General features: G+C 61.6%; 22 protein-coding genes. 13 read left to right on the top strand and 9 right to left on the bottom strand.

The window, feature by feature from the left end; genetic code table 11:
* Positions 1–4: 4 nt before the first annotated feature.
* From KW842_RS11465 to KW842_RS11450, 4 genes are all read right to left on the bottom strand, one after another.
* A complete protein-coding gene (locus tag KW842_RS11465; RefSeq protein ID WP_218304202.1) occupies positions 5–766 on the bottom strand; it encodes a LytTR family DNA-binding domain-containing protein in 762 nt (253 codons plus the stop codon).
* Positions 763–1,692 (bottom strand): sensor histidine kinase, encoded by a 930-nt coding sequence (locus KW842_RS11460; protein WP_218304201.1) that lies wholly within the window; start codon positions 1,690–1,692, stop codon positions 763–765. Before KW842_RS11460 ends, KW842_RS11465 begins: the two co-directional genes overlap by 4 nt.
* Positions 1,689–1,940 (bottom strand): hypothetical protein, encoded by a 252-nt coding sequence (locus tag KW842_RS11455; RefSeq protein ID WP_218304200.1) that lies wholly within the window; start codon positions 1,938–1,940, stop codon positions 1,689–1,691. The genes KW842_RS11460 and KW842_RS11455 overlap by 4 nt, the downstream gene beginning before the upstream one ends.
* 101 nt (positions 1,941–2,041) lie before the next feature.
* Positions 2,042–2,620 (bottom strand): GNAT family N-acetyltransferase, encoded by a 579-nt coding sequence (locus tag KW842_RS11450; RefSeq protein WP_218304199.1) that lies wholly within the window; start codon positions 2,618–2,620, stop codon positions 2,042–2,044.
* Between the two features lie 74 nt (positions 2,621–2,694).
* Between KW842_RS11450 and KW842_RS11445 the strand changes: the two genes are divergently transcribed.
* Positions 2,695–3,804, top strand: a complete 1,110-nt coding sequence (locus tag KW842_RS11445) for a collagen-binding domain-containing protein (protein ID WP_229223621.1) — start codon at positions 2,695–2,697, stop codon at positions 3,802–3,804.
* A 78-nt stretch (positions 3,805–3,882) separates the two neighbouring features.
* Positions 3,883–4,827 (top strand): choice-of-anchor A family protein, encoded by a 945-nt coding sequence (locus KW842_RS11440; RefSeq protein ID WP_218304198.1) that lies wholly within the window; start codon positions 3,883–3,885, stop codon positions 4,825–4,827.
* Here KW842_RS11440 and KW842_RS11435 read toward each other — a convergent pair.
* Both KW842_RS11435 and KW842_RS11430 read right to left on the bottom strand, forming a co-directional pair.
* Entirely contained in the window at positions 4,784–5,446 is a 663-nt protein-coding gene (locus KW842_RS11435) for a TetR/AcrR family transcriptional regulator (protein ID WP_218304197.1), read from the bottom strand. The two genes, KW842_RS11440 and KW842_RS11435, sit on opposite strands and share 44 nt — an antisense overlap.
* Complete coding sequence (locus tag KW842_RS11430) at positions 5,434–6,903, bottom strand: PLP-dependent aminotransferase family protein (RefSeq protein WP_218304196.1); 1,470 nt, start codon at positions 6,901–6,903, stop codon at positions 5,434–5,436. Before KW842_RS11430 ends, KW842_RS11435 begins: the two co-directional genes overlap by 13 nt.
* 189 nt (positions 6,904–7,092) lie before the next feature.
* Here KW842_RS11430 and KW842_RS11425 point away from each other — a divergent pair, with 189 nt between their 5' ends.
* From KW842_RS11425 to KW842_RS11385, 9 genes are all read left to right on the top strand, one after another.
* Positions 7,093–8,409 (top strand): aspartate aminotransferase family protein, encoded by a 1,317-nt coding sequence (locus KW842_RS11425; protein ID WP_218304195.1) that lies wholly within the window; start codon positions 7,093–7,095, stop codon positions 8,407–8,409.
* 11 nt (positions 8,410–8,420) lie between these two features.
* Positions 8,421–9,536, top strand: a complete 1,116-nt coding sequence (gene ald / locus KW842_RS11420) for an alanine dehydrogenase (protein WP_218304194.1) — start codon at positions 8,421–8,423, stop codon at positions 9,534–9,536.
* A gap of 22 nt (positions 9,537–9,558) precedes the next feature.
* The gene (locus KW842_RS11415) at positions 9,559–11,052 is read left to right on the top strand and encodes a CoA-acylating methylmalonate-semialdehyde dehydrogenase (RefSeq protein WP_218304193.1); all 1,494 of its coding nucleotides are present in this window, start codon (positions 9,559–9,561) and stop codon (positions 11,050–11,052) included.
* A gap of 13 nt (positions 11,053–11,065) precedes the next feature.
* Positions 11,066–12,436, top strand: coding sequence for an NAD(P)-dependent oxidoreductase (locus KW842_RS11410; protein ID WP_218304292.1), 1,371 nt, complete (start codon positions 11,066–11,068; stop codon positions 12,434–12,436).
* On the top strand, positions 12,436–13,725 hold the full coding sequence (gene preA, locus KW842_RS11405; RefSeq protein WP_218304192.1) for an NAD-dependent dihydropyrimidine dehydrogenase subunit PreA: 1,290 nt from the start codon (positions 12,436–12,438) through the stop codon (positions 13,723–13,725). The genes KW842_RS11410 and preA overlap by 1 nt, the downstream gene beginning before the upstream one ends.
* A 94-nt stretch (positions 13,726–13,819) precedes the next feature.
* Positions 13,820–15,277: an NCS1 family nucleobase:cation symporter-1 gene (locus tag KW842_RS11400; protein WP_218304191.1), complete on the top strand. Its 1,458-nt coding sequence runs from the start codon at positions 13,820–13,822 to the stop codon at positions 15,275–15,277.
* Positions 15,277–16,671 carry a dihydropyrimidinase gene (gene hydA / locus KW842_RS11395; protein WP_218304190.1) on the top strand — a complete coding sequence of 465 codons (1,395 nt, stop codon included), beginning with the start codon at positions 15,277–15,279 and terminating at the stop codon, positions 16,669–16,671. The genes KW842_RS11400 and hydA overlap by 1 nt, the downstream gene beginning before the upstream one ends.
* Positions 16,672–16,681: 10 nt before the next feature.
* On the top strand, positions 16,682–17,908 hold the full coding sequence (locus KW842_RS11390; RefSeq protein WP_218304189.1) for a Zn-dependent hydrolase: 1,227 nt from the start codon (positions 16,682–16,684) through the stop codon (positions 17,906–17,908).
* Positions 17,909–17,940: 32 nt separating this feature from the next.
* Positions 17,941–19,314 (top strand): tetratricopeptide repeat protein, encoded by a 1,374-nt coding sequence (locus KW842_RS11385; protein WP_218304188.1) that lies wholly within the window; start codon positions 17,941–17,943, stop codon positions 19,312–19,314.
* Here KW842_RS11385 and KW842_RS11380 read toward each other — a convergent pair.
* The gene (locus KW842_RS11380) at positions 19,277–20,167 is read right to left on the bottom strand and encodes an SDR family oxidoreductase (RefSeq protein WP_218304187.1); all 891 of its coding nucleotides are present in this window, start codon (positions 20,165–20,167) and stop codon (positions 19,277–19,279) included. The two genes, KW842_RS11385 and KW842_RS11380, sit on opposite strands and share 38 nt — an antisense overlap.
* 96 nt (positions 20,168–20,263) lie before the next feature.
* Between KW842_RS11380 and KW842_RS11375 the strand changes: the two genes are divergently transcribed.
* Positions 20,264–21,175 (top strand): AraC family transcriptional regulator, encoded by a 912-nt coding sequence (locus tag KW842_RS11375; protein ID WP_218304186.1) that lies wholly within the window; start codon positions 20,264–20,266, stop codon positions 21,173–21,175.
* On the opposite strand, the gene KW842_RS11370 is transcribed toward KW842_RS11375, so the two are convergent.
* Both KW842_RS11370 and KW842_RS11365 read right to left on the bottom strand, forming a co-directional pair.
* Positions 21,163–22,911, bottom strand: coding sequence for an allantoate amidohydrolase (locus KW842_RS11370; protein ID WP_218304291.1), 1,749 nt, complete (start codon positions 22,909–22,911; stop codon positions 21,163–21,165). The genes KW842_RS11375 and KW842_RS11370 overlap by 13 nt on opposite strands.
* A gap of 71 nt (positions 22,912–22,982) precedes the next feature.
* A complete protein-coding gene (locus tag KW842_RS11365; RefSeq protein ID WP_218304185.1) occupies positions 22,983–23,921 on the bottom strand; it encodes a LysR substrate-binding domain-containing protein in 939 nt (312 codons plus the stop codon).
* 117 nt (positions 23,922–24,038) lie between these two features.
* Here KW842_RS11365 and KW842_RS11360 point away from each other — a divergent pair, with 117 nt between their 5' ends.
* On the top strand, positions 24,039–25,247 hold the full coding sequence (locus KW842_RS11360; protein WP_218304184.1) for a urate hydroxylase PuuD: 1,209 nt from the start codon (positions 24,039–24,041) through the stop codon (positions 25,245–25,247).
* The last annotated feature ends 5 nt before the right edge of the window (positions 25,248–25,252 follow it).

Genomic DNA, 25,252 nt, shown 5'->3' with positions numbered 1-25,252 from the left:
CACGTTACATTTGCTGGAATAAATGGGTGTGGCCGCGGCTCACTTCCAGCAACTCGGGATGGCTGCGGATGCGCACCATCTGCCGCCCGCGCAGGTCGCGCGTGACTTCCTGAATCGCATCCACGCGCACCAGCGTTGAACGGTGGATGCGCCAGAATTCGTTCGGGTCCAGCTCGTCGGCCAGCTCCTTCAGGGTCTTGCGTATCAGGACTTCCGACTGCTCAGTCTGTACCCGCGTGTATTTTTCGTCGGCCTGGAAGAACAGCACTTCGCGGGTCGAGATCATGCGCAGGTTGGTGCCGACTACCGCCTGTATCCAGCGCAGGTATTCCTGCTTCGCCGGCGGCTTGCTGTGGTGCGACAGCAACTGGCTCAGCTGCCGTTCGATATTAGTCGGCTGTTGCCCGATCAGCGATTGCAGCCGCGCGCAAGTGGTCTTCAGGCGTTCGCCGCCGACCGGCTTCAGCAGGTAATCCAGCGCGCCTTGCTCGAACGCTTCAATCGCATACTGGTCGTAGGCGGTGACGAAGACGAGGTGGCAGCGGTTGAACAGCATGCGCGCCGCCTCGATGCCGGACAGGCCGGGCATGCGGATGTCGAGGAAGACGATGTCCGGCTGGTGCTGGCCGGCCAGCGCGACGGCTTCGATGCCGTTGACGGCTTCCGCCACGATCTGCAATTCGGGCCAGGCTTCCTGCAGGCGGCTGCGCAGCTGCTGGCGCATGCCTTCTTCATCGTCAGCGATGAGGGCGGTAGGGCGGCTCATTTGGCGCCCCCGGCAAAGATGTCCGGCGCATACGGCACGCGGATGCTGGCGCGGGTGCCGCCGGTCAGCGGTGCTTCGATCACCAGCTGCGCGCGGTTGCCGTACTGGATGCGCAGGCGTTCGCGCACATTGGCCAGGCCGAGGCCGTCGCCGGCGAAGTGGTTGAAGCCGATGCCGTCATCGATCACGTCCACTTGCAGCATCTGCCCGTCGACCGAGGCGCGAATGTCGATGCGGCCGCCGTCGATCTTCGGCTCCAGGCCATGCTTGATAGCGTTTTCGATCAGGATCTGCAACATCATCACCGGAAAAGTGGCGCTCAGCATTTCTGCCGGCACGTCGATCGACACCGCCAGCCGCGTGCGCATGCGGGCCTGCATGATGGCCAGGTAGGCGCGCGACATTTCGATTTGCCGCGCCAGCGTGCCTGAACCCTTGGCGCGCATTTGCGGCAGCGTGGCGCGCAGGTAGTCGATCAGGTTCTGGTGGATGCGCGCCGCCTGCGGCGGATCGGTTTCGATCAGTTGGCCGATCAGCGCCAGGGTGTTGAACAAAAAGTGCGGCTCGACCTGCGCCTGCAACGCCGCCATGCGCGCCTCGACCACGCGCCGTTCGATGCCTTCCTCGTCGGCGTGGGTTTCCGCATTGCGCGCCTCCAGCTCGGCCTTGCGCTTGCCGCCGGCCAGCACCTTCAGGCCGAAGGAGGCCAGGATGAAGGTCCACAACTGCTCATCGACGTGCAGCACCGACACCGACAGGATCAGCAACAGCAGCCAGATGATGACCAGCTTGCGCCACTCGACCTGCGCCAGCCAGTCAAAGAAATGCCACCACACGCTGACGGCGGTTTCGCCGATCTCGCGGACGATGTCCAGCAGGCTTTTGGCATTGTTATAGCCGGCCTGGGCCAGCTTGTTCTTTTTCATTCAACATCCTTGTAAGGCGTATAGCGCGAACGGCGGGCGACCAGGCTGGCGCCGCATGCCAGCTTCACCAGCAGGAACACGACAAATAGCGTCAGGGCCAGCGGCAGCACGGCGCACACCAGGGCCAGCACCAGCGCCGCGCCCAGCAGGGCTTGCGGCGACATGCCACCGATCAGGCGGCCGCCATAGCGCAGGGCGCGGCTGAAAGCGTGAAAGATTTCATCGAACAGGGCGCTGACTTTGTTCATTTGTTTCTCCATAAAGGATGTTGCGATGGAGGTACTTTAGCAAACCACGCAGCGCCGCTGTAGCGGATTCCGATCAACTGCAATTTGGCGGGGCTGGCCGGTTATTGCGCCGGATGAATGGCAGCTTCCCAGTCGCGCCGCAGCAGGCCGTAGATGATGCTGTCCGACACTTCGTCGCCGACGAACCAGCGCTCGCGCAGATGGCCTTCGCGCTGGAAGTGCAGGCTTTGCAGCAGGCGTTCTGAGGCAATATTGTCGGGATGGATATCAGCTTCCAGGCGGCGCAGTTCCAGCGGGCCGAAGGCGTGGGCGATCAGCGCCCGCAACGCCTCCTGCGTATAGCGCTGGCCCCAGTACGGCCGGCCGAGGATGTAGCCCATTTCGCAGCGGTGATTGCGCTGGTCGAAGGCATACAGCGTGACGCTGCCGATCACTGCACCAGCGTTTTGACCATCTCTTAACACCATCGCCAGGCGCAACGCGCTGCCGTCTGCGTAGCCCGCCAGCGTTTTCTGGATGTGTTCGACCGCCTGATCCAGGTGCTGCCACTCGGTACTGCTGAAGTAGCGCATGGCCTGCGGATCGGAATGTACATCAAACATTGCTTTCGCATCATCATTTTGGACGAAGCGCAACGTCAAGCGATTGGTTTGTAACTGAAAAGGTAAGAAATTGCTCATGGGATTTTTTAAGCCGTGATATACTAAAAACAATAATTGTTTAATTTTAGAAATTATCTAAAGGACAGCCTCAGATGGCGCGTATTCTTTCACTGACTACCTTGGTAACTGCCGCCGTATTTTCCGCTCACGTCCACGCAGCCGACAAGCCTGCCGCGTTGACTGCGACGCAGATGCTGCAACAGTTTAACTTGGTGGTCAGCAAAGATCTGACTTCCACTTCGCACGTGCAGGGCCGCACCTTTGTTGGCGGTAACGCGGTCGCGCAGGACTTCGTGCAGAAACCGGAAAAGATCGCCGCATCCAACTATGCGGGCGTGACCGTGCTGGGCAATTTCAGCGGCAATAACAACGACGCGCACGTGGATGCGCTCGGCCTGTATGTTGCGGGCAGCACCACCAAGGTCATCGTCAACAAGGGCGACGCTTTTGTCGAGGGTTCCGCTACCAATGGCTCGTTCCAGGGTAATACCTGGATCGGAGGCACGGCCACCAGCGTTAACCTGAACGGCGCCGCCTATGCCGGCACTTTGGTCAGCACCAACAATAATCAACAGCTCGCTGACCAGACCTCTACCATGGTGAGCAACAAGGCTGCCGCTACCTCGACCGATTTCGGCGCCGTGATGACCGGCCTGTCGAAGCAGCTGTCGGCGCTGCAAGGCAGCAAGGACAGCAGTGTGAGCATCGATAGCGCCACCAACAGCAAGGTGACCTTCAGCGGCACCGCCGACGCCTCCGGCCTGCTGGTGTTCGACCTGACCAAGAATAACCTGGACAGTAGCGTTTTCTCGTCCCAGATCACCGACTTCTATTTCAATCTGAGCGGCGCCACCACCGTCATCTTCAATACCAACGACAAGAACCTGAGCCTGACTGCCAACTTTGAGAACGCGGTATCCAACGGCAGCAAATTCATCTGGAACTTTGCCGGCGCTGAAAGCGTGACCGTGGGCCGTACCTTTGGCGGCCAGGTGCTGGTGGCGGATGGTACTTTCAGTAACATCAACGGCGCCAACGTGGAAGGTGGCGTGTATGCCAAGAATGTCAATGAATATGGCCAGATCCACATCCAGGCATTCACCGGCGTGATTCCTTCGGCCGTGCCAGAGCCAGGCACGTATGCCATGCTGCTGGGTGGCTTGGCACTGATGGGCCTGGTGGCGCGCCGCCGCAAACAATAGGCCACGCTCGGCTGCAAAGTACACAAATTTGCAGTTGTGATATCCTTCCGGTAACAAAGATTTCAAAAAGGAATTGTAATGACGAATTTGGTCAAATCGACTTTAGCGGTTGCGGCCCTGGTGCTGGGCTCGCTGGGTAGCGCGCAGGCGGGTGTGCTCGACCTGAGCGGCGCGGTTGGCAAGGCCAACGTCTTTTCCTTTACTGATTTCAGCGCCCCGTATGCAACTGTGCAGGGCGCCATCATGGCCGGCCGCGATGTGACGCTGACCTCCTATTCGGTCAACCAGAATAATCAGGATGCCTACGGCCGCTACTCGCTGGTGGTCGGCGGGCATCTGAACTTCAGCAACGGCACTATCTTCAATGGCGATGTGTACGCCGCCGGCGGCGTGACTTATCCTTCATGGGGCGCGCCGCTGAGCGCCGGCTACAGCACCTACAGCGGCACGGCGCCGGTCAATATGACCCAGCTGGCCAGCAGCCTGACCAGGACTTCCGCACAACTGGCGGCGATTACGCCGACCTCCATCGCTACGCAGACCGACAACCGGATTATCCTCACTGGCACTAAGAGCGCGGTAGAAGTGATTTCGGTCGATGCGACCATGATGAACAAAGCCACTGACTTCGTGCTGAGTAACTTCGCCACCGATGCGACCATCATCGTCAACGTGGTCGGCAACAGCGCGACCATTCAGGGCGGCTACCAGCAGTTCGACAACTACAATGTGCTGTTCAACTTTGTCGGCGCCACCGAGCTGAAAATCGGCACTGGCGCAGCGATCAGCATTCTGGCGCCGACCGCTTCGGTGTTAAACGGTTCGGGTCATATCGATGGCACGGTGGTGGTGAATTCCTGGGACTCGGGCGTGACGATCAAATCCGGCAACGCATTTGCAGCCACCAACATCGCCGCACTGGCCGTGCCGGAGCCAGGCGGCTATGCCATGGTGCTGGCCGGCCTGGGCCTGATTGTGTTCACTGGCCGTCGCCGCCAGAAGCCTGTTGTGGCGTTACGCTGATCGCTGCCAGCACCATATCGACGATGACCTTTTCGGCATCGTCGAAATCCTTTTTCGTCAGCTGTTTGCGGTTTAGCACCAGCGCCATCTGGGTGGCAAAGTCCGCATAGGACTGGGTCATCGCCCAGATCGCAAACAGCAGATGCGTCGCATTGACCGGCGCAATCTTCCCCGCGCTGATCCACTGTTCGAATACCTCGATATCCTTGCGCACCAGCGGCACCACGCGGCTCTGTATCTGCTCGCCGTAGAGCGGTGCGCCACTGATCACTTCCATTGCATAGACGCGTGAGGCCCACGGATTCTCGCGCGAGAATTTAAGCTTGGCCTGCACATAGGCGCGTAGCACTTCGCGCGGGTCCTGATCCGCCGCCGCCAGGCTTTCCATGCGCGCCAGCCAGTCGTCCAGCACTTCGTCCAGCACGCGCTGATACAGCGCCTGCTTGGTGGGGAAGTAGTACATCAGGTTCTGTTTCGACAGCCCGGCGTTTTCCGCCACCGTGGCGATCGACGTGCCCTCATAGCCGCATTCGGCGAATACGCGCACCGCTTCGGCGGTGATTTCGGCTTCCAGCTTGTCGCGATTGAGCACGCGGCGATTGATTTTTATTGTCGGCATATGAGTCTCAGGAAGTTGAGCAGTTGCGGATGGTCGGCGTAGGCGACATTGAAGCGGAACCAGATTGCTTCTGGCGCGTTCTGCATGAAGAAGTCGCACGGCGACAGCAGAATGCCGTGCTTGAGCGCGAGGTCGGCGATGACCTGGCCGTTCCATGCGGGCGAGGGCGCGTCATGCCAGCCGGCGCTGACGAACATGCCGCCACGCGGCCGCGCCAGCAAGGTCATGCCGACTTCGCGCAGGCTGGCCATGGCGCGCTCGCGGCCGGCGTCCAGCTGCGTCACCAGCTTGTCCAGCATGCGCTTGTACTGGCGCGCAGTGATGGCGTGGTAGACGGCGCGCTCGTTGATCTCCGAGGTGGTGAGCCCGGCCAGCATTTTCACCCGCAGCAGTTCCGCTATCAGCGACGCCGAGGCGCTGATCGAGCCGACGCGCAGCACCGGCGACAAGGTCTTGGAGAAGCTGCCGACGCGTATCACCCGCCGCAAGCCATCCATGGCCGCCAGCGATGCTTCGCCGCGCGGCGCCAGCTCGCGGTAGATGTCGTCCTCCACCAGCCAGAAATCGAACTGCTCGGCCAGGGCCAGCAGGCGGTGCGCCTGCGCCACCGTCAGCGAAGTGCCGAGCGGATTTTGCAGCACCGTGTTGACGAACATGAGTTTGGGCTGCGCCAGCGCTGCCTGCCGCGCCAGCGCATCCAGGTCCAGGCCATGCTCGCCGCGCGGAATGCCAACCGCGATGCAGCCGTGATGGCGTATCAGCGACAGCAGGTTGCTGTAGCCGGGATCTTCAACGAACACGGTGTCGCCCGGCTTGGTCAGCGTGCGCAGCACCAGGTCGAAGGCGTGCGTGGCGCCGTGGGTCAGTAGAATTTGTTCCGGCTGCACCGGATACAGTTCCGCGCTCAGCGTGGCCGCCATGTGCTGGCGCAGCGTGGGGAAGCCGAGTGGATGGCCGTAGCCGCGCAGCCGCGCCGCTGGAATGCGCATTGCCTGGCGCACCGCGTCGAGGATGGTGTCCTCGCCATACCACTCGGGGGGCAGCCAGCCGGCGCCCACCGGCAGCGCTTCCGACATGCCGGAATACAGATCGGCGGTCAGCGCGTCGATGGCGAGTGGGGTGATCAGGGGCGCGGCTTGCGCGGCAGCCGGCAGCAGTGTCGCCGGCAGGTCCTGGCGCGCGACGAAATAGCCGGAGCCGCGCCGCGAGGATAGCAGGCCCAGCGTCACCAGCCGGTCGTAAGCCTCGACAACTGTAAAGGTGCTGACGCCATTACACTTGGCGAATTGTCGCACCGATGGCATCTTAGTGCCAACGTGCAACTCCTTGCGGCCAACCATGCCGCTGATGGCGGAGACGATCTGCTCCACCAGCCCGCCTTTCTGCCGGCGCTCGATGGCAACACAGGGCCAATCGCCCGGCCCGCCTTGATCGATCACAGGACTCGTTTGTTCCATCCTTGACTCCACGCAGCAAAAGTGAAACTGTAGTGTTTTTGTTGCCAGTACGGTTGGACAGTTTGATGATCCGTGTATCTGTGCCATAGTTGTCCTGCTGTCTATTATTGCATCATCATTTTGCCAACTGGTAAATTATTTTTACGGTTCGCCAAAAATCCGAAAGCAGTTGTTTCATAGGAGATGTGCATGAACGAGTCACGACCCGAATCGATGGCGTCCTTCTGGATGCCGTTCACGAACAACCGCGATTTCAAAGCCCATCCGCGCTTGCTGGTATCGGCCGAGGGCATGTACTACAAGGATGTCGATGGCCGCAGCATCCTCGACGGCACCGCCGGCCTGTGGTGCGTGCCTTGCGGCCACGCGCAGCCGAAGATCGTCGCTGCGGTGCGCGAGATGGTCGGCCAGCTGGATTTCGCGCCGACCTTCCAGATGGGCCACCCGGCCGCTTTCGATCTGGCCGAACAACTGATGGCGTACACCAACCATCGCTACGGCCACGTGTTCTATACCAACTCCGGTTCCGAGGCGGTGGATACCGCGCTGAAGATCGCGCTGGCGTACCACAAGGCGCGCGGTGAAGCCAGCCGTACCCGTTTCATTGGGCGCGAACGGGGCTATCACGGTGTTGGCTTTGGCGGCATATCGGTGGGCGGCATCGCCGGCAACCGCAAGCCGTATGGCGTGATGTTGCCGGGCGTCGATCACCTGCCGCACACGCACAACCTGGAGAAGAACGCCTATACGCGCGGCGAGCCGGAACATGGCGCCAACCTGGCCGATGAGCTGGAGCGCATCGTGGCGCTGCACGATGCATCGACCATCGCTGCGGTGATCGTTGAACCGGTCGCTGGTTCAACCGGTGTGCTGATACCGCCGAAAGGCTATCTGAAGCGGCTGCGCGAGCTGTGCACCAAACACGGAATCCTGCTGATCTTCGACGAAGTGATCACCGGCTTCGGCCGCCTGACCACGCCGTTTGCCGGCGACTACTTCGACGTCGAGCCGGACATGATGACCACTGCCAAAGGACTCACCAACGGCACCATTCCGATGGGCGCGGTATTCAGCAAAAAGCATATCCACGATGCCTTTATGGATGCACCGGCTGGGATTGAACTGTTCCACGGCTATACCTATTCAGGCCATCCAGTCGCTTGCGCCGCTTCGCTGGCGACGCTGGAAGTATTCAAGCAGCAGAAGATACTGGAACACGCGGCCGGCATGGCCGACTACTGGGCTGACGCGGTGCATTCGCTGAAAGGCCTGCCGCATGTAATCGACATCCGCACCATTGGCCTGATTGCCGGCATCGAGCTGGCGCCGATTCCAGGCAAGCCAGGCGTGCGCGCATTTACCGCATTCAAAAAAGCCTTCGAAGACGGCATCCTGATCCGCACCACCGGCGACATCATCGCCCTGTCGCCACCGCTGGTACTGGAGAAAAAACACATCGACGAACTGTTCGGAAAGCTGAGGGAAGTCCTTAAAAACCTAGACTGAAGGAGACAAGCATGCTGGTCGGCGTCCCAAAAGAGATCAAGAACCAGGAGTCCCGCGTTGGCCTTACCCCGGCCAGCGTCAAGGAACTCGTTTTGCGTGGTCACCAGGTACTGGTGCAAACAAATGCCGGCGCTGCCATCGGCCTGACGGATGCGATGTACCAGGCATCCGGCGCCACCATCATCGCGGAAGCGGCGGAAATATTTGCGCGCGCCGAGATGATCGTGAAGGTGAAGGAGCCGCAGCCGCAGGAATGCGCGATGCTGCGCGAGGGGCAGATCCTGTACACCTATCTGCACCTGGCGCCGGACCCGGAACAGACCAAGGCGCTGGTGGCGTCGGGTGCGGTGTGCATCGCCTACGAAACCATCACCGGTCCCAACGGCGGCTTGCCGCTGCTGGCGCCGATGAGCGAGGTGGCGGGGCGCATGTCGATTCAGGCCGGCGCCGCGCACCTTGAAAAATCCAAGGGCGGCATGGGCCTGCTGCTGGGCGGCGTGCCAGGCGTGGCACCGGGACATATCGCCATCATCGGCGCCGGTGTGGTCGGCACCAACGCCTTGCAGATGGCAGTCGGCATCGGTGCGCGCGTGACGATACTGGACAAGAACATCGACCGCCTGCGTCAACTGGACCTGGTGTACGGCAACCGCATCGTCACCATGTATTCCAACGCGCACGCGATCGAGGAAGCGGTGCTGGATGCGGACCTGGTGATCGGCGGTGTGCTGGTGCCAGGCGCAGCGGCGCCCAAGCTGGTAAGCAAGGAAATGATCACGCGCATCAAGCAGGGGGCAGTGGTGGTGGACGTGGCGATCGATCAGGGCGGATGTTTTGAAACTTCGCGCGCCACCACCCACGAGCAGCCGACCTTTGTGGTGGACGGCGTGGTGCACTACTGCGTTGCCAACATGCCGGGCGCGGTGGCGCGCACCTCGACCTTCGCCTTGAACAACGCAACGATAGGCCATGCGCTGGCGCTGGCCGACAAGGGCTGGCAAAAAGCGCTGAAAGCCAATCCGCATCTGAAGAATGGTTTGAACGTCTGCCAGGGCAAGGTCACCTATGAAGCGGTGGCCCACGGTCTTGGCTATCACTATGTCGAAGCGGACAGCCTGCTGGGCTAAGCCGTTCATTTGAAAGAGCATCATGGATACCATCACCCATTACATCAACGGCGTTAGCGTCGATACGCAAAGCGGACGCCATGCAGACGTGTTCAATCCCGCATTGGGCGAACCCGTCGCCAGGGTGGCGCTGGGCACGACGGAGGAAGTTGACGCCGCCGTGCGCGCCGCCGAAAAGGCCTTCCCGTCGTGGTCGGCCACACCGCCGCTGACGCGCGCGCGCGTGCTGTTCAAATACCTGCAACTGTGCCAGCAGCATATCGACGAATTCGCGGCCCTGGTCACGCGCGAGCATGGCAAGACCTTCGCCGACGCGCAGGGCGAAGTCGCGCGCGGCATTGAGATGGTGGAGTTCGCGGTCGGCATTCCGCAAATGCTGAAGGGTGAGTTCACCGACCAGATTTCGCGTGGCATCGACGCCTGGTCGATGCGCCAGGCGCTGGGCGTGGTGGCCGGCATTACGCCGTTTAACTTCCCGGTGATGGTGCCGATGTGGATGTTCCCGGTGGCGCTGGCGTGCGGGAATACCTTTGTTCTCAAGCCTTCCGAGCGCGATCCGTCGGCATCGCTGCTGCATGCACGGCTGCTGAAGGAAGCTGGTTTGCCGGATGGCGTATTCAATGTTGTGCAAGGCGATAAGGTGACCGTCGATGCATTGCTGGATCATCCAGTGGTGCAGGCGGTGAGCTTTGTCGGCTCGACGCCGATTGCCGAATACATTTACTCGCGTGGCTGCGCCGCTGGAAAACGCGTGCAGGCATTGGGTGGTGCGAAGAACCATATGGTGGTGATGCCGGATGCAGACATGGAAATGACGGTCGATGCGCTGATGGGTGCGGCCTATGGATCGGCTGGTGAACGCTGCATGGCGATTTCCGTCGTCGTCGCCGTTGGCGATGCGGGCGACAAGATTGTCGATGCACTGGCAAAGCGCACCGCTGCACTGAAAGTGCGCGACGGCATGGCGGCGGACGCCGAAATGGGGCCTGTGGTAACGCAGGCGGCCAAGCAGCGCATAGAGCGCTTGATTGGCGAAGGTGTCGAGCAAGGTGCGAAGCTGGTGGTGGACGGCCGCAATTACAAAGTGGCCGGACGTGAGAACGGCTACTTCATCGGCGGCACATTGTTCGATCATGTCACGCCGGAGATGAGCATCTACAAGGAGGAGATTTTCGGCCCGGTGCTGTGCATGTTGCGCGCGCCGGATGTGGGCAGCGCGGTAGAGCTGATCAACCGCAATGAGTATGGGAATGGCGTAGCGATTTACACGCGCGATGGCGGCGTGGCGCGCGAGTTCGTGCGGCAGATCCAGGTTGGCATGGTCGGCGTGAACGTGCCGCTGCCGGTGCCGATGGCATTCAACAGTTTCGGTGGATGGAAGCGCAGCCTGTTCGGTGACCACCATGCGTACGGACCGGAAGGTGTGCGTTTCTACACGCGTCACAAAGCGGTGATGCAGCGCTGGCCGAACACCGCCAGTGCTGGCGCAGAATTTGCATTCCCTCAGATGAAATAATTCACCAGGACCCATCATGATCGAGTCGATTAGCTACCTGCCAAAAGCGAAGGAAGCCAAAGAATCACTGGCAGCACACTTCACTGACCTTGCACCGCCATTGAACGCGCGCCAGGCGGCGATTGAAGCTTCGCGCTGCCTGTATTGCTACGACGCGCCGTGCACGCGCATCTGCCCATCGGACATCGATGTGGCCAGCTTCATCCGTAATATCCACGATGAGAATATCAATGGCGCCGCCGTTGGCATCCTCAAGCAGAACATCCTGGGCGGCAGCTGCTCGCGGGTCTGCCCGACAGAGATTTTGTGTGAAGACGCTTGCGTGCGCAATCACGATGCCGAAGGACAGCCGGTGAAAATCGGCCTGCTACAGCGCTACGCCATCGACAATATGCAACTGGACGCGCATCCATTCAAACGCGCCGCCTCTACCGGCAAGAAGGTGGCGGTGGTTGGGGCGGGACCGGCCGGGCTGTCGTGCGCGCACCGGCTGGCGATGCTGGGCAACGAGGTTGTGATTTACGAGGCGCAGCAAAAATCTGGCGGGCTGAATGAATACGGCATCGCTAAATACAAGCTCACCGATAACTTCGCACAGAAGGAAGTGGCCTTCCTGTTGCAGATCGGCGGCATCACCATCAAGCATGGCCAGACATTGGGCGGCAATCTGCAACTGCGCGACCTGCACACCCATTACGATGCAGTATTCCTTGGCCTGGGCCTGGGCGCCAGCAAGCAGCTGGGCCTGACCGGTGAAGATGCGCCCGGCCTGCTGGCTGCGGTGGACTATATCGCCGCGCTGCGCCAGGCGGATGATCTGAGCAAGCTGCCGGTGCCGTCGCGCGCCATCGTTATCGGCGCGGGCAATACGGCCATCGATATGGCGGTACAGATCCAGCGCCTCGGTGCGGATGAAGTGACGCTGGTGTATCGGCGCGGCTTCGAGGCGATGAGCGCGACCGTGCATGAACAGCATATCGCCAAGGAGAACCAGGTACGCATGCGTACATGGGCGCAGCCGCAGCAGGTACTGCTGGATGCCGCTGGCCGCGTGCAGGGTATGCGCTTCGAGAAAACGGCGGTGATCAATGGCCGCCTGGCAGGTACCGGCGAGACTTTCGATATCGCTGCAGATGCGATTTTCAAGGCCATCGGGCAGGGCATGGAGGAAGCCGGCATCAGCGATCCGCTGGCGAAAACGCTGAAGCGTGACGGCGACAAAATTTACGTCGACGACCAGTTCCGTACCATCCTGCCGCGCATCTATGCCGGCGGCGATTGCGTGGCGCCAGGGCAGGACCTGACCGTTCAGGCGGTCCAGCATGGCAAGCTGGCGGCGCACGCTATTCATCACGATATCACCGGTCTGAAGGAGGCTGCATAATGGCTGACCTGAGCGTAGAATTTTGCGGCATCAAATCCATCAATCCGTTCTGGCTGGCCTCCGCGCCGCCTACGGACAAGGCCTATAACGTGGTGCGCGCATTTGAAGCCGGGTGGGGCGGCGTGGTGTGGAAGACGCTGGGCGAAGATCCTGCCGCCGTGAATGTGTCGTCGCGCTACTCGGCCCATTACGGCAAGAACCGCGAAGTCCTCGGCTTTAATAATATCGAACTGATTACCGACCGTTCGCTGGCTTTGAACCTGCAGGAGATTACGCAGGTGAAAAAGGATTGGCCGGATCGCGTGATCATTGTTTCGCTGATGCTGCCGTGCGAGGAAAGACTGTGGGCGGATATCCTGCCGTTGGTGGAAGCCACCGGCGCCGACGGCATCGAGCTGAATTTCGGCTGCCCGCATGGCATGCCGGAGCGCGGCATGGGCGCGGCCGTGGGCCAGGTGCCTGAATACGTGGAGATGGTCACGCGTTGGTGCAAGCAGAACACCAGGCTGCCGGTGATCGTCAAGCTGACGCCGAACATCACCGATGTGCGCGCGCCGGCGCGTGCGGCCAAGGCTGGCGGCGCGGATGCTGTTTCGCTGATCAACACCATCAACTCGATTACGCATCTGGACCTGGACCAGATGGTGGCGTTTCCGATTGTTGGCGGCGCCAGCACCCACGGCGGTTACTGCGGTCCGGCGGTGAAGCCGATTGCGCTGAACATGGTGGCCGAGATCGCGCGCGATCCGCTCACGGCAGGCTTGCCGATTTCCGGCATCGGCGGCATCGGCAACTGGCGCGACGCCGCCGAGTTCATCGCGCTGGGCGCCGGCTGCGTGCAGGTCTGCACGGCGGCGATGCTGCACGGCTTCCGCATTGTCGAGGAAATGAAGGATGGCTTGTCGCGCTGGATGGATCAGAAAGGCTATCAGAGCATCAGCGAATTTTCCGGCAAGGCCGTGCCTAACACGACCGATTGGAAATACCTGAACATGAATTACCAGGTGATCGCGCAGATCAACCAGGATGACTGTATCAAGTGCGGCCGCTGTTACGTGGCGTGCGAGGATACGTCGCACCAGTCGATCAATCAGCTGATCGATGCTGCGACTGGCGCGCGTACCTATGAGGTCAACAAAGAGGAGTGCGTTGGGTGTAATCTGTGCGAGATCACCTGTCCGGTGCAGGGTTGCATTACCATGGTGCCGCAGGATACCGGCAAGCCCTATATGAACTGGACGCAGGATCCGCGCAATCCGCGCGCGGAAAAAGTGGCAGAGACGGCATGATTGAGCCTGGCATGCCGCCTTGCGGGTTGAAAGAGGGCATAGAGGTACGAAACTTGCAGTGGTGGACGGATACATCAACCCGTTGGAGAGCGCCTTGAGCATAGAACCATCCGGCAGCACGCAACTCTGGAACGAAGACCTCGCGCCGACCACCGCGGCACAGCGTACCTGGCGCTGGTATCACTTCTCCGCGCTGTGGGTGGGCATGGTGATGTGCATCCCGGCCTACACATTGTCCGCCAGCTTGATCGAAGGCGGCATGTCCGGTTACCAGGCGGTGCTGACGGTGTTCCTTGCCAATGCGATTGTGCTGCTGCCGATGCTGCTGATCGGGCATGCTGGCACCAAGTACGGCATTCCCTACGCGGTGCTGGCGCGCGCTTCCTTCGGCACGGCCGGCGCCAAGCTGCCGGCGCTGATGCGCGCCATCGTTGCCTGCGGCTGGTATGGCATCCAGACCTGGTTCGGCGGCCAGATGATCTACACGCTGCTGGGCGTGATGAGCGGCGGCGATGTCGGGGGCGATAAGATCGCAGGGCTGGGCATCAATGGCGGACAGCTGTTGTGCTTCCTGGCTTTCTGGGCGATCCAGTTCTACTACATCGTGCACGGCATGGTATCAATCCGCAAGCTGGAGACCTACACTGCGCCGTTAAAGATCGCCATCTGCTTCGTGCTGCTCGGCTGGGTGCACAGCAAGGCCGGCGGCTTTGGCGACCTGCTGTCGGCGCCGTCGCAGTTTGTCGCAGGAGGGAAAAAAGAGGGCCAGTTCTGGTCCGTGTTCTGGCCTTCGCTGACGGCGATGGTGGGCTTCTGGGCCACGCTGGCACTGAACATTCCCGATTTTACCCGCTTCGCCAAAACCCAGCGCGACCAGGTCATCGGCCAGACCGTCGGCCTGCCTGTGCCCATGGGATTGCTGGCGGCGATGGCGGTGATCGTGACTTCGGCTACGGTGGTCTTGTACGGCAAGGCGATCTGGGACCCGGTCGATCTGTCGAGCCGCATGACCGGCGTGGCGGTGCTGGTGGCGCTGGTGATCCTGCTGATCGATACGGTATCGGTCAATCTGGCGGCGAACCTGGTGGGACCGGCGTATGATTTCTCGGCACTGGCACCGAACAAAATCAGCTACAAGACCGGCGGCTATATTACCGCCGCCATCGCCATCCTGATGATGCCGTGGAAGATACTGGAATCCACGCAGGGCTATATCTTCACCTGGCTGATCGGCTATTCGGCGCTGTTGGGGCCTATTGCCGGCGTGCTGATCGTTGACTACTACCTGGTCCGCAAGACCGAGCTGAATGTGACTGAGCTGTACCGCGAAGATGGCCAGTACTCGTATGGAAATGGCTGGAATAGGGCAGCGCTGGTGGCGTTTGTGCTGGGCGTGCTGCCGAATATCCCCGGCTTCCTGAATGCCGCATTTCCCGCTTCCTTCCCGGATGTGCCGGAAATGTTTAAAACGATTTATACCTATGCATGGTTCGTGGGCGTCGCCATTTCGGCGCTGATGTATGGGATCATGATGAAAGAGAAGGCTCTGTGATGAAGACTATTATTCGTGGCGGAACCGTCGTCAATGCCGACCGCGCCTTTCGCGCCGATGTGCTGTGCGATGGCGACAAGATCGTCGCTGTGGGCGAAAACCTGGAGGCGCCCGCTGGCGCCAAGGTTATCGACGCCGGCGGCCAGTATGTGATGCCGGGCGGGATAGACCCGCACACGCATATGAACTTGCCGTTCATGGGCACGGTGACGCAGGACGATTTCTACACCGGCACGGCCGCCGGCCTGGCGGGCGGCACCACCACCATCATCGACTTTGTGATTCCGGCGCCGCAGCAGAACCTGATCGAAGCCTATAGCCAGTGGCGCGACTGGGCGCGCAAGTCGGCCGGCGACTACACTTTCCATGTGGCGATCACCTGGTGGGACGAGACGGTGCACCGCGACATGGGTATCCTGGTTGAAGATCATGGCGTCAACAGCTTCAAGCACTTCATGGCCTACAAGAACGCCATCATGGCGGACGACGAGACGCTGGTGAAAAGCTTCCGCCGCTGCCTGGAGCTGGGCGCGATACCGACCGTGCATGCGGAGAATGGTGAATTGGTGTACCAGCTTCAGCAGGATCTGCTGAAGCGCGGCCTGACCGGACCCAGCTCGCATCCGCTGTCGCGGCCACCGGAGGTGGAGGCGGAAGCCGCCAACCGCGCGATTGCGATTGCCAATGTGCTCAATACGCCGCTGTACATCGTCCACGTCTCATGCGAAGAATCGCTGGAGGCCATTACCCGCGCTCGCGCGCATGGACAACGGGTGTATGGCGAGGCACTGGCCGGTCATCTGATCGTGGATGACAGCGTGTACCAGAGCGATGACCTGGAATTTGCAGCGGGCCACGTGATGAGCCCTCCATTCCGCAGCAAGCATCACCAGAAAGCGCTGTGGCAGGGCCTGCGGGGCGGGAATCTGCATACCACGGCCACCGACCACTGCACCTTCTGCGCTGAGCAGAAAGCGATGGGCAAGGACGACTTCACCCGCATTCCGAATGGTTGCGGCGGCGTGGAGGATCGCATGTCGGTGATCTGGGATGCCGGCGTCAACAGCGGCATGCTGACGCCGTCAGAATTCGTTAAAGTCACCTCCACCAACACGGCGCAAATCTTCAATATCTATCCACGCAAAGGCGTGATCGCGCCGGGGGCGGATGCCGATGTTGTGGTGTGGGACCCGGAAGGCACCCGCACCATCTCCGCGCTGACGCAGTTTGCCAGGGGCGGCTTTAATGTATTTGAAGGACGCACCGTGCGCGGTATTCCGAGCACCACGCTCTCCGGCGGCAACGTCGTGTTCCATCGCGGTGTGCTGATGGCGGTGGAAGGTGCGGGCCGCTACATCAACCGTCCTGCGTTCAAAGCCACGTCGGCGCGTTAAGGAGTCTCACATGAAAATTAATGGTGATCGCCTGTGGGCGTCGTTGATGGAGTTGGCAAAAATCGGTGCAACCGACAAGGGCGGCGTCAAGCGCCTGGCGCTGACTGATCTGGACAAGCAGGGCCGCGACCTGGTGGTCGGCTGGGGCAAGGAGGCCGGCCTGTCGATCACTATCGACCAGATCGGCAATGTCTTCATGCGCCGGGATGGCATGAACAACGCGCTGCCGCCAGTGATGACCGGTAGCCATATCGACACCCAGCCGACGGGCGGCAAGTTCGATGGCAACTACGGTGTGCTGGCCGGGCTGGAAGTTGTGCGCACGCTGAACGACTTGAAGATCAAGACCGAGGCGCCAGTCGAAGTCGCTTTCTGGACCAATGAAGAAGGCTCGCGCTTCGTGCCGGTGATGATGGGCTCCGGCGTATTCTGCGGCGCGTTCTCGCTGGAGACGGCTTATGCAGCGCGCGACGTGGATGGCAAGTCGGTCGGCGAGGAGCTGGAGCGCATCGGCTATAAAGGCCCGCAAGTACCAGGCGATCATCCTATCGGCGCCTACTTTGAAACGCATATCGAACAAGGCCCGGTGCTGGAAGACGCCGACAAGGTGATCGGCGTGGTACCCGCCGTGATGGGCCTGTCGTGGTACGACTGCGTGGTCACCGGCATGGAAGCACACGCCGGTCCCACGCCCATGCATTTGCGTAAGGATGCGATGCAGGTATCGACCCGGATCATGCAGGAAGTGGTGGCCATCGCCAACCGCTATCCTCCCTATGGGCGCGGTACGGTCGGCATGGTGCAGGTATTCCCGAACAGCCGCAACGTGATACCGGGCGAGGTGAAATTCAGCATCGACCTGCGCAATGTCAACGATGAACTGCTCAACACCATGCATGAAGAAATGCTGGCCTTTATCGACAAGACCCGCAGCGAGACGGGCCTGAAGATTGCGATTGAGCGGGTGTCCTACTATCCGCCATGTCCGTTTCATCCCGAATGCGTGGACGCGGTGCGCAATGCTACCGCCAAGCTGGGATATTCGACCATGGATGTGGTGTCCGGCGCCGGGCATGACGCCATCTATGCCGCCCGCCTGGCGCCGTCCGGCATGATCTTCGTACCGTGCAAGGACGGCATCAGCCACAATGAAATCGAGGACGCCAAGGCCGAGCATCTGGAGGCCGGCTGCAACGTTCTGTTGCACGCCATGCTGGAACGCGCTCGCATTGTTTGACCACCGCGCGGGCGCAGTGCATACTGCCCCGCATGCATACCGATCCTCAGCAAGCCTATCTCGACGCCAATCAACGCCTGGCCGCCGGCGATCTTGCCGGTGCCGAGGATGGCTATCTGCAAGCGCTTGCGCTGCAACCGTGGCACGCGGCGGCGCGCGCGAATCTGGGTTATCTGAAAGAGCAACAGGGCGCTGCCGCCGAGGCGGAGTTCCATTATCGGCAGGCGCTTGCGCTGATGCCGGATCATGCGCAGCTGCATTTGAACCTGGGTGCGCTGCTGCTGAAAGAGAAACGCTTCGCGGAGTCCGAGGAAGCGATACGCGCGGCGGTGGCGTGTGCGCCGACTTCGGCCTCCGCCTGGAACCAGCTGGGCATGCTGTTGGTGTGTACCCATCGCGAGCCGGAGGGCGAGGCCTGTTACCGGCAGGCGCTGGCGCTGGAGCCTGAACATGCGCGCACACAGTTCAACTTGAGTTACCTGCTGCTGCGGCAGGCCCGCTTTGAGGAAGGCTGGCGTATGCTGGATGCGCGCTGGCAGTTCGATCAATTCCCTCTATCCTTCGATTGCCCGTTCTGGGAAGGCGAAGCGCTGGCCGGCAAGTCCATCGTCATCGGACTGGAAGCCGGACATGGCGACATGATTCATTTCTGCCGTTATGCGCCGATGCTCAAGGCATGTGGCGCGGCGAGGGTAGACGTTGTATGCCATCCGGCGCTGCGGCGTTTATTCACTACCTTGCCTGGCGTGGATCATGTGCACGCCTTGGGCGAACAACTGCCGCAAGACTGGGATTACTGGACGCGTGCCATGCGCTTGCCGGGATTGCTTGGCACGGATATGGCATCGATTCCGGCTCAAACGCCGTATCTGCGGGCCGAGCCTGAATTGGCCGCAGATTGGCGCGGCGTGCTGCCTAAGGATGGCCTGCGTGTCGGCCTGGCGTGGCGCGGCAACGTCAACTTCGAGAACGATGCGGACCGCTCCTTGCCGTCACTGATGGCGCTGGCACCGCTGGCCGCCAGCGGCGCGCATTTCGTCAGCTTGCAGAAGGGGCCGGGCGAAGTGGACGCGCAGATGCCGCCAAGTGGTATGTCTTTGCAGCCCCTCGGTGCGCAGCTTGAGGACTTCGCGCAGACGGCCGCGCTGATCGCCAATCTCGACCTGGTCATCAGCGTCGATACGGCGGTGGCGCATCTCGCTGGCGCGCTGGGCAAGCCATGCTGGCTGCTGCTGCCCGATTACCGCTGCGACTGGCGCTGGATGGCGGAACGCGCCGACACGCCTTGGTATCCATCCATGCGCCTGTTCCGCCAGCCGCGCGGCGGAGGGTGGCCGCCGGTCATCGCGGATGTGGCGGCGGCGCTGCTCAGCTTCGGAAGTAGTGCTGCTCCAGGTCTTCGATAAGCCCCGGCCCGGAAGGCTGCCAGCCCAGCTGCCGTGTCAGCGTGCTGGACGCAGGACAGTCCGCACTGAAGAAGCGCGCCAGGAAACCGAAGTGTTCGGGTGCCTGTTCCGCCGTCAGGCTGATGACCGGCAGGCCCAGGCCCTTGCCGATGGTTTCCGCAATCTTGCGCGTTGCAATGCCTTGCTCGGCGATGGCATGATAGCGTGATCCCGCCACACCATGTTCCAGCACCAGCCGATAGAGGCGCGCCGCATCGGAGCGGTGCACGGCCGGCCAGCGATTGGCGCCGTCGCCTATGTACGCCGACACTCCTTGGGCGCGGGCGATATCCACCAGACGCGGCGCGAAGCCATAGTCGCCATCACCATGGACCGACGGCGGCAGGCGCACCAGCGATGAGCGTACGCCCCGATCCGCCAAGGCCAGCGTCAACACTTCGGACGCGGTGCGGTGCTGCGCTGGGCCGCCGCTGTCCGGTGCGTCGTTTTCCGTGCCGACGCGGCCATGCGGCAGCAGCGCGCTACCCGAGGTGGTGATCAACGGCTTGCCGCTGCCCGCCAGCACCTCACCCATGGCTTCGATGGCGCGGCGGTCGGTTTCGCCGGCCGCATGGAAGTCTTTGAAATCGTGAATAAAGGCGGTGTGGATTACACCGTCGCATGCCTGCACGCCAGTCCGCAGCGCGTCGAGATCCGACAGCTCGCCGCGATGCACGGCGATACCTCTGCTGCGCAGCAGCGCCGCGCCATCATCGCTGCGGGCGAGGCCCAGCACCTCGTGTCCCGCCGCGTTCAGTTCCTGAATAATTGCCGAGCCTACCCAGCCCGTTGCGCCTGTGACGAATACTTTCATGTCCATCTCCTTGTGTCGATGGATGCATGATAGGAGATGATCGCGGGACGATCCATGCTGTAGAATCCGTAATTTCTTTGCGTTCGTCCGAAAATCATGGATCCATTATCAGACGTGCTGTCGCTGCTCAAACCGCGCAGCTATATGGCCGGCGGCTTTGACGCTGCTGGCGACTGGGCGCTGCAATTCCATCGGCCCGAGGGCATCAAGTGCTATGCGGTGGTCAATGGCGAGTGCTGGCTGTCGGTGGAGGATGTCGCCGAGCCGGTGCGCCTGAAGGCCGGCGACTGCTTTCTGCTGCCGCGCGGGCGCGCGTTCCGCCTCGCCAGCGACCTGTCGCTGCCGCCCGTGAACGCGCTGGAGCTGCTGCACAAGCGGCGTGTCGGCGGCATCGGCATCATCAATGATGGTGGCGGTTGCATGATCGTCGGCGGCCACTTTGTTTTCAGCGGCAAGCACACCAGCATTCTGCTGGAGGCGCTGCCGCCGATCGCGCATGTGCACAAGGACAGCGACCGCGAGGCGCTGCGCTGGTCCTTGCAGCGGCTGGCGACCGAGCTGCGCGAGCAGCGTCCCGGCCATGTGCTGATCGCGCAGCACATGGCGCACATGATGCTGGTGCAGGCCTTGCGGCTGGTGCTGGTGGAAGAGGCGAGCAGTGGCGTCGGCTGGCTGTATGCGTTGGCCGACCCGCAGATCGGCAGCGCCATCGGCGCGCTGCATGGCGATCCGGCCCAGCGCTGGACGCTGGAACGGCTGGCGCAGCATGTCGGCATGTCGCGTTCCACGCTGGCGCTCAAGTTCAAGCAGACGGTTGGTACGTCGCCGATGGAATACCTGACCCGCTGGCGCATGCTGCTGGCGGGCGACCGGCTGGTGAATTCCAGCCAGCCGGTGTCAGTGATTTCGCAGGCGCTGGGTTATGAATCGGACAGCGCATTCAGCACCGCCTTCAAGCGGGTGATGGGGTGCTCGCCGCGCCAGTATGTGCGTGATCAGTCCTTGTAGCTGCGCAGGAAATCCAGCAGCACGCAAGCGGCGATGTCGGCATCGTCGGCGGTCATGGTTTCCAGCGGATTGTGGCTGATGCCGCCGTTGCCGCAGCGGGTGAACAACATGGCCACGTCGGTGACGGCCGCCATCGCCATTGCATCGTGGCCGGCGCCGGACAACAGCTCGAAGCGCGGCAGGCCGGCACGTTCGATGGCGTCGCCAAACTGCTGCATCAGGCGCGGCGCGCAAGGTGCGGCGCTGGCTTCCAGCAGTGTCTGCACAGTGAACTCGATCTGGCGGCGTGCGCAAATCGCGGCGATGCCGTCCAGGACATCGTTGACCGCCGTCTGGCGCACCGCGTCATCGGCGGCGCGGATATCCAGCGACAGCTTGCAGGCACCGGGTATCACATTGACTGAACCGCCAGGCACTTGCAGCTGGCCCACCGTGCCGACCAGCGACGGGGCTTGCGCGCAGCGCTGCTCGACCAGCAGAATGATTTCGGCGGCGGCTGCCGCAGCGTCTTTGCGCATCGTCATCGGCGTGGTGCCGGCATGGCTGGCCAGGCCGGTGAGTTCGACCAGATAGCGCGAGCTGCCGGCGATGGCGGTGACGACACCCAGCGCCAGGTCGCGCTCCAGCAAAACCGGGCCTTGCTCGATATGGACTTCCACAAATCCCAGCAGGCTGGCGGGATCGCGGGCAATCGCCGGAATACGCGATACGTCGTGGCTGGCGGCCAGCAGCGCATCGCGCATGCTGACGCCATCGGCGTCGGTCTGGTCAAGCAGCGACAGGTCGAAGCGGCCGGTCACCGCCGTGCTGCCCAGGAAGGTGCTCTTGAAACGCACGCCTTCTTCTTCCGCGAAGCCGATGACTTCCAGGTTGAAGGGTAGCGTCTCGCCGCGTGCTTGCAGGTGGCGCACGATGGCGATTGGCAGCAGGATGCCGAGACGGCCGTCGTACTTGCCTCCGTTGCGCACGGTGTCGTAGTGAGAGCCGGTGAGCAGTGTTTTCGCGTTTGGCGTGGTGGAGCGATACACGCCGGTCACGTTGCCCACCGCGTCGATATGCGCGTCCATGCCGGCGGCGCGCATCCACTCCAGCAGTTGCGCGGCGGTCTGGCGATGCGCGGGTGTCATGTAGGCGCAGGTGAGCGCATGTTCATCGTCGCTCCATGCCGCCAGTTCTTCGCTCCATTGCATGATGGAGGGGCCGAAGTCCAGCTGTACCGCCAGCAGGTCGTTCAGGCGGATCTCGGCGATGCGTTTAATCTGGCGCAGGCATTCGGCGATTTCGTCTGCGCGCTGGTTTTTCAGCCGGCGCGCAAAGGTGGCGATGACTGCCTGCCGTGTCAGTCCCTGTCCGGCCGGGCCTTTGACGGCCAGGATGAACGGGAAGCCGAAGCGGGCGTTGTAGTCCGCGTTCAACTGGTGCAGCGTGGCGAATTCCTCCGCGCTGCACAGGTGCAGTCCGGACTTGGCTTGTTCGCTAGTGGATTCCGCAGTCAGCTGTCCGGCAACGGCGGCCTTGCCCGCCAGCTCGGGGTGGGCACGTATCAGGCCCAGTTGTTCATCCAGCGTGGCGGCGCTGACCACCGCCTGCAAGGTCTGCTTCAGCGCAGTGACGCTGGCGAAAGGACGCTGCGCTGCGGCGCGTTCCGGTATCCACGGCGAATGCTCATAGATGCCGCGCAGGCGTTCGATGAAGCTGGTGCTGTCGCAGCTGTTCAGGTCGGAGAGTGTCGTCATCATGACTCCATCATAACGCGCCAGCAGCGGCGCGATATATGCGCCATGCGGTACGGTTTATATGGCTGTGCTTAGTTCTGCGTCAGCGCCTTGGCGGCCGCTGCAACCTGCTCGCGCAGCCACTTGTGTTCCGGCGCCTGATGCACGCGTTCGTGCCACAACTGGTAGAAGCGCATGGCCGGGAATTTGACCGGCACAGCGTACTTCTTCAGGTTCATCTGTTTTTCGTAGTGGCGCACGAATTGGCTGCCGGTGGTCAGCACCAGATCGGTTTGCGCCAGCATATTGGGGATCAGCCCGAAGTAGGCCGACTCCACCACCACATTGCGTTGCAGGCCCTGGCGATCCAGGTAGTCGTCGATCACGCCCTGGTAGCCGGGCAGGATCTGGGTCGGCGCCACATGCGGCAGCGCGAGGTAATCGTTCAGCGTCATCTTGTTGCTGTCGGTACGCAGCGCATACGGACAGTCGGCGCGCATCACGCACACGATGGGATCTTCAAACAGCTTGGACATATGCAGGTGCTCGGGCGGCTCGTCCCAGTTGGCGATCACCAGGTCCATGCCGCCGTCGGAAAGCAGGCGCACATAGTCCACGCCGGCGCCCAGGCTGTGTATCTTCAGGCGGCTGCTGGGAGAACTGCGACGCAGCAGCGCCACCAGATTCGGCAGGAACTGGCTGTCCAGATAGTCCGGCGCGGCGACATGAAAAGTGCGCGCCTCTTCCTGTGGCACGAAAGGTGCCTTCTTCAGAAACAGGCTCTCGGTTTCATCGAGAATGCGCTTTGCTGGTGCAAGCAGGCTTTCACCATGCTGGGTCGGCACCATGCCACGCGCGCCGCGCACCAAAAGGGGATCACCGGTCAGTTCTCGCAGCTTGCGCAGCGAGGCGGAAATCGATGGCTGCGGCTGATTCAGTTTCAGCGCGACGCGGGAGACGTTTTTCTCCACCAGCAGCAGGTAGAGGATGCGGATCAGGTGAAGGTCCAGGTGTTGCGGCAAAGCGGACATGTGTTGGTTTCGTTCATACGGAAATGGATATGTTTAATATACTCTAATGTTCATGTAGCAGGAATCAAATCCGTTTATCTTCTGTAAATTAGCCACATTCTTGACCTCTGAAACTACATGGAATATTTGATCCCTTATGGCCTGGAGTGGGCTAACCTGCTGGTGCGCTGGCTGCATATCATCACCGGTATCGCCTGGATAGGCGCGTCCTTCTATTTTGTGTGGCTGGACAATTCCATCCGTCCACCGGCGCCGGGATCGGAGTTGGCGAAGAAGGGCGTCTCGGGTGAACTATGGGCGGTGCACGGCGGCGGCTTCTACAATCCGCAAAAATATCTGGTGGCGCCGGCTGAACTGCCGAAGGAACTGCACTGGTTTAAGTGGGAAGCGTATTCCACCTGGCTGTCCGGCATCGCGTTGCTGACCATCGCCTATTACTTCAACGCGCAGGCGATGATGGTCGACAAACAGGTGGCGGATATCAGCAGCCTGCAAGCGGTCGGCATCGGTGTCGGTACGCTGCTGGTAGGCTGGACGGTGTATGACCTGTTGTGCCGCTCGCCGCTGGGCAAGCATGACTTGTGGTTTGGCGTGACCATTTTTGTGTTGATCGTGGCGGCCGCATATGGGCTGACGCATGTGCTGAGCGGCCGCGCGGCCTACATCCACGTGGGCGCGCTGATCGGCACCATTATGGTCGGCAATGTGCTGATGCTGATTATTCCGGGGCAGCGCAAGATGGTCGAAGCCATGTCGGCCGGCCGCACGCCGGACCCTGTGCACGGCCAGAAGGCCAAGCAACGCAGTGTTCACAACAACTACTTCACGCTGCCGGTACTGTTCATTATGATCAGCAACCATTATGCGATGACTTACCGAAATGATCGTGCATGGCTGGTGCTGGCGTTCATCATGGCGGCCGGCGTATTCATTCGCCACTTCTTCAATCTGCGGCACAAGGGCCGCGTCGAGTGGCGTTATCCTGCCATCGGCGTGGCCTTGCTGGCGGGCGTTGCGGTGGCGATTGCGCCAGCCAGGCCGGTGGCGGTGGTGCCGGCGGCTGATCCGGCAGCGGAATTCGCCAAGGTGAAAGCGATCATCGATACACGCTGCCTGTCGTGCCATGCAGCGCATCCGACCCAGCCTGGCTTTGCCGCCGCGCCGCTGGGCGTGGCGTTTGACACCGCAGCGGAGATCCACCAGAACGCGGAAAAAATTTACAGGCAGGTAGTGCAGACCAAGGCGATGCCGCTGGCTAACCTGACCAATATGACCGACGCCGAACGGGCGCAAATCGCCGCCTGGTATGAGGCTGGCGCAAAATGAAGGAA

The organism is Duganella sp. sic0402 (assembly GCF_019219065.1).
GTDB lineage: Bacteria > Pseudomonadota > Gammaproteobacteria > Burkholderiales > Burkholderiaceae_D > Rugamonas.
This window is presented reverse-complemented; position numbering and strand designations above follow the sequence as displayed.